Origin of the sequence: Caulobacter sp., assembly GCF_017744445.1 — a bacterium.
GTDB lineage: Bacteria > Pseudomonadota > Alphaproteobacteria > Caulobacterales > Caulobacteraceae > Caulobacter.
Genome location: NZ_JAGIBH010000147.1, coordinates 1 through 526 on the forward strand (window position 1 = coordinate 1; position 526 = coordinate 526).

Here is a 526-nt window from a genome sequence, read left to right on the forward strand (position 1 = left end):
TCCTGGTGCACGATATTGTTCTCGTGGCGGATATCGTGCCGGGCGAGCTGCATAAGCGTGGCATAGGCCTCATCAGCGCTCGGCCGCGGGCCGTTGCCGGTCCAATAGGCGACCAGCTTAGCCCAGCCGGGATTGGGCACGATCTCATAGGGATTGTTGAAGCCGATCTTCTTCAGCGGCCAGAACGCCCAGCCGATGCCGTGATCCTCGACCAGGCGGATCGCGTCGCGGAACCAGACATTCGAGTTCTCGCCCGATTCTCCGAGCCAGAGCGGCATATTGTAGGTCTCGCGCAGCTTCAGATAGGGCGCGATCGCCGCTTCGTCGTTGTTGTTCCAATATTTGTGGAAGCTGAGCGTGGTATTCCCGTCGGCGAAGGGCAGCAGCCCGGCATAGTTGTTGCCCCAGCAATTGCCCTCGATGATAAGCATGTGGCGCTTGTCGACCTGCCGAATTGCGGCGGCGATATCGCTGTAGAGCTGCTTGAGCGGCGCGTTGCCTTCCTCCTTGCAGCCATGGTCACTGC

1 protein-coding gene is annotated in these 526 nt (G+C 60.5%); it reads right to left on the reverse strand.

What is annotated here, in order from left to right:
• Nucleotides 1-526, reverse strand: a 526-nt coding sequence (locus tag J7528_RS24135) for a cellulase family glycosylhydrolase (RefSeq protein WP_291879926.1), incomplete at both ends; no start/stop codon positions are given.